The sequence below is a fragment of the Fructobacillus fructosus KCTC 3544 genome (assembly GCF_001438695.1).
GTDB lineage: Bacteria > Bacillota > Bacilli > Lactobacillales > Lactobacillaceae > Fructobacillus > Fructobacillus fructosus.
The window spans coordinates 49,819-53,327 of record NZ_JQBH01000012.1; the positions used below are offsets into that span (position 1 = coordinate 49,819).

General features: G+C 38.3%; 7 protein-coding genes. All 7 read right to left on the bottom strand.

Features of this window, described 5'->3' with window-relative positions:
- Window positions 1–47 precede the first annotated feature (47 nt).
- Window positions 48–464: a protein-export chaperone SecB gene (locus IV71_RS06340; RefSeq protein WP_010017555.1), complete on the bottom strand. Its 417-nt coding sequence runs from the start codon at window positions 462–464 to the stop codon at window positions 48–50.
- Complete coding sequence (locus IV71_RS06345; protein ID WP_010017557.1) at window positions 464–703, bottom strand: hypothetical protein; 240 nt, start codon at window positions 701–703, stop codon at window positions 464–466. Before IV71_RS06345 ends, IV71_RS06340 begins: the two co-directional genes overlap by 1 nt.
- Window positions 704–720: 17 nt before the next feature.
- The gene (locus IV71_RS06350) at window positions 721–1,287 is read right to left on the bottom strand and encodes a hypothetical protein (RefSeq protein WP_010017559.1); all 567 of its coding nucleotides are present in this window, start codon (window positions 1,285–1,287) and stop codon (window positions 721–723) included.
- A gap of 424 nt (window positions 1,288–1,711) precedes the next feature.
- A complete protein-coding gene (locus tag IV71_RS08230; protein ID WP_010017561.1) occupies window positions 1,712–1,861 on the bottom strand; it encodes a hypothetical protein in 150 nt (49 codons plus the stop codon).
- A 65-nt stretch (window positions 1,862–1,926) separates the two neighbouring features.
- Window positions 1,927–2,835: a peptidoglycan recognition protein family protein gene (locus tag IV71_RS07780; protein WP_010017562.1), complete on the bottom strand. Its 909-nt coding sequence runs from the start codon at window positions 2,833–2,835 to the stop codon at window positions 1,927–1,929.
- A gap of 11 nt (window positions 2,836–2,846) precedes the next feature.
- Entirely contained in the window at window positions 2,847–3,158 is a 312-nt protein-coding gene (locus IV71_RS06360) for a phage holin, LLH family (RefSeq protein WP_010017563.1), read from the bottom strand.
- Between the two features lie 26 nt (window positions 3,159–3,184).
- Complete coding sequence (locus tag IV71_RS06365; RefSeq protein ID WP_010017564.1) at window positions 3,185–3,478, bottom strand: hypothetical protein; 294 nt, start codon at window positions 3,476–3,478, stop codon at window positions 3,185–3,187.
- Window positions 3,479–3,509 lie beyond the last annotated feature (31 nt).

The following is a 3,509-nucleotide window of genomic DNA, read 5'->3' on the forward strand; positions in this document are numbered from 1 at the left end:
GACCTGCACTAAGCGGGCCTTGTTGAACTCAATTAACAACGTATCAGTTAATCACTTGTACTTTGTTCTTGAACAAACTTATTGACGTCAATTGTAGGAAATTGAAGCGATGGGAATTCATTCGACATCAATGTCAATTGGGAAACAACGCTTCTAACATAAGGGAACATTATAGCTAATGCATTAACCCTATAATCTTTGTAGTCACTAGACATATCAGAATCAATGCAAGTCTTATCAAACTTGAACTTACCAATGATTTCTAACTTAAAATAATAGGGAAAATTATCGCTATTAAGCTCAACCGAAAGTTTTACACCAAACTCATCATCGATCATGTTGCTTACATTATAATTAAAAACAGGCTGGTACCCAATTTTACCATCAACTGATTCTTCAAAATTTTCATTCCTATGATAATTCATTTCAGAAACAGTATAATCTAAAAAATTTATAACTGCCATTACGCCGCTACACCATATACTTTCTGCTGATTCACATTTCGATGCTTATAATCATTCATAAAAACGTACTTTTCGCTACTTTGTTCCAAACTTGCAGTAATATTACTAAAATCTAATTTTTTCTCATATCCTAAAGCCTTCATAACTTCATCAACACTATGATTTTCCAGAATGGCATCAAGCTGCTCATCTGAAAAATTGGGGATCGTCACCTTAACTACATCGTCAAAATTAGCCATATCTAATCCTCCTATACTTAAGATACCACTTTTATGTTAAAAATAACATCAGTATGTCTTATGCATAATTCCCTCCCATTTGGAAAATTTGAAAGATAATAGTCTCTATCTATTCTAGCAACAGTATCGTTCATAACTCCATCTGGATTGAGTTTATAATCATCAAAATGCTTGAATAAATATTCAAAAAAAAGCCCATCAGTATGTCCTCTGTGCTTCGCACCAGATTCAACATACCCATCCAATATTTTTTTATTTAAATATCGTTCCTTAATTCTCACCTTTAACTTTTGTAAATCCATTTTTATTTTAGGATCAGTTAAATCTAACAAGGTCATATTTGGCTTTAAGTTCAATTCCAATACTGAAATTGTTTTATTAATACTTTGACTTTTACCATTAGCTACAAATAGATAAGCAAGATCTTTTGCTGAATAATCAAATAATCCATTCTCATCAGGGTCTATATAGCTATAAACGCCATTCCCAAGATCCCCAGGCCAATCATATTCTTTCTTAGTAGAAAAGCCATCTTCTATGATGCTGTTAATATTAATCGAATAGGTGGCATGATAGGACTTCATCGCACAACCATCCCCTTTACTGTACTAAAAAATCCCAGACGCAATTGCCTGGGGACTTGATGTACTTATATATTATTATTATCGAAGATTATATGCAATACTTTTATTATTTTTTATCAATTTAATTGCTTATTATTTACGCCCGAAGGGCTTTTTAAGTTGGTCAATTTAGCATGTTGTTTTAAGGTGCTAACTTGTCCCACTACTATAAACGTTTATATAAAGACGTTTTAATCTAAAAAAACCAAAAAAAGTGTTAAATATCGACCACTTTGGCCCACTGTTTTTATGTACGCCCCGAAGGGCTTTTTTTATTACGATGATCAAAAAAAGACCCACCAAAAGGTGAGTCTGTAATTAGCAGCTCGCATTAACGAGCACTTTTCAATTTCAACATATATGTACAGGGCCGAAGCCCTATTTTTTACTTCTTCATAGCATCCTTTGCCTTGTCCACTGCATCACTTGCAGCTTCCTTAGCATCTGAAGCCATTTCTTTTGTCTTGCCTTGAACTTCCTTGGCCTTTCCGACCATCTTGTCCTTGGCTGCATCCAACTTTTCATTAAGTGCCATAATTTTTCTCCTTTCACTTAATAGCATCAGTATATAACAAGTTGAAATAATTGTGAAACTTTTAATTATGGATGTGCCAAGAACTTATCGGCATCAAACCAAATCATATCTGGATAACCAGTGAACAAGATACCAATTGAGTTCGTGTTTGTATCGTAGGCATCAATCGTTCCAAAGTTGACATCATCCTTGAAGCGAACCATCGCACCATCTTCAAATGAACGTCCTTGTGGATCAGATAAGTCTTCAAGCAACTTAGTAGGAATACCATTGTAGAACCATGAATTAGGTTCAACGTTTAGATCATCAGTCAATACCTGATACATACCGTACTGCATCTCACAAGTACGAATTCGGAACGGTTCACGTAATGCCCAGCGGTTATTCCACTTATTTTGGAACTCCTTGATAGCTGCTGAACGGTTATCTTCCTGAGAAGCTTGTCCTCCATTTGATACTGACTGTGTTGATACGTCGCCATTTCCACCGGCCATGATGTCGTTGGCCTTATCTGCAATTTCTTGCAACTTAGCTTTCAATTGACCGGGGCAAGCCGTTCCGTAAAACTCTGAATGAGGGAATAAGTTCTTGTATGGTACAACCTTACCGAACCCGTAGCGCTGGGCAATGTCCGCAACAAGTTTTGCAGAGGCATCAATAGTTGCCTGCGCAATACCCCAATCTGGTGAACCAGTCGTGTTAGCATGCTCAATACCAATTGAAGATGAGTTAGCTGCCCACTGTCCTGCATGCCATGCCGTGTTATCTTCATCAACATAGGCACGGATTTGTCCATTTTTCCCAATACCATAGTGTGCGGAAGCTTCCCGTGTCTTCCAGATACCAGGAACAGAATCATAGTCTGTTGTCGCCATGTGATGAATCACAATCTTGTTAACCGCTGCACTACGACCTTCCGTATAGTTAGGAAAGTCTTGAAATCCAAATGGTGTTGCTAATCCTGAAACTGTCATGTGTGTTCCTCCTACTTGTTTGTGGCGTTTAACTGCGCCACTGCTTGTTCAATTACTGCTGATAGCTGTTCCTGCGAGAACTTTCCAGCTAGCTTGTTTGCCACGAGTCGCTGCGAAACGAAATCAATCGCCTCCTGCTTCTTCTGTGTGCCAGCTAGATCGCTCTTTTCAAGCAAAGCAACGGCTTGGTCTGCCCAAGTGAGCAATAGCTGGACGTTCCCGTTTTTTGTCTTAGTTCGTAACCACCGAACCAAAGCGTGCTCTGCCGGTGCAGCAACGGCCGCAAAAGCCAATGACAACACCAATGTATCAGTTAAATTCATTTTTATTCCTCCAATAAAAAAGACGACTAATTAGCCGTCATCAATTCATCAATTTTGTTAGTCAAGCTACGGACTTCGATTCGCAACTCCCGATTCTCATTCGTTAAGTTTTCGTTGTCTGTCCGTAACTTCTTGATTTCCATGTTCAAATCGCCAACCTGTAACGAAAGGTCTTTCACTAAGTCACTTTGAGATTTAAACATCAGGCTCAACGTGTCATCATGTTTTTGTGTTGTGTCCTCACGTTTTCCTCGCCAAGCAAAAAAGGCGGTGGCAATTGTCCCAATCACAGCAAAAAAAGCACCTAGATTTTCAAACATGCTCACCTCCCTTCAACTTATAACGTGGTTC

What these genes read in the sequence shown, in the direction of transcription:
- IV71_RS06340 (WP_010017555.1), bottom strand. Translation starts at nt 464, where the DNA reads ATGGCAGTTATAAATTTTTTAGATTATACTGTTTCTGAAATGAATTAT.
- IV71_RS06345 (WP_010017557.1), bottom strand. Translation starts at nt 703, where the DNA reads ATGGCTAATTTTGACGATGTAGTTAAGGTGACGATCCCCAATTTTTCA.
- IV71_RS06350 (WP_010017559.1), bottom strand. Translation starts at nt 1,287, where the DNA reads ATGAAGTCCTATCATGCCACCTATTCGATTAATATTAACAGCATCATA.
- IV71_RS08230 (WP_010017561.1), bottom strand. Translation starts at nt 1,861, where the DNA reads ATGGCACTTAATGAAAAGTTGGATGCAGCCAAGGACAAGATGGTCGGA.
- IV71_RS07780 (WP_010017562.1), bottom strand. Translation starts at nt 2,835, where the DNA reads ATGACAGTTTCAGGATTAGCAACACCATTTGGATTTCAAGACTTTCCT.
- IV71_RS06360 (WP_010017563.1), bottom strand. Translation starts at nt 3,158, where the DNA reads ATGAATTTAACTGATACATTGGTGTTGTCATTGGCTTTTGCGGCCGTT.
- IV71_RS06365 (WP_010017564.1), bottom strand. Translation starts at nt 3,478, where the DNA reads ATGTTTGAAAATCTAGGTGCTTTTTTTGCTGTGATTGGGACAATTGCC.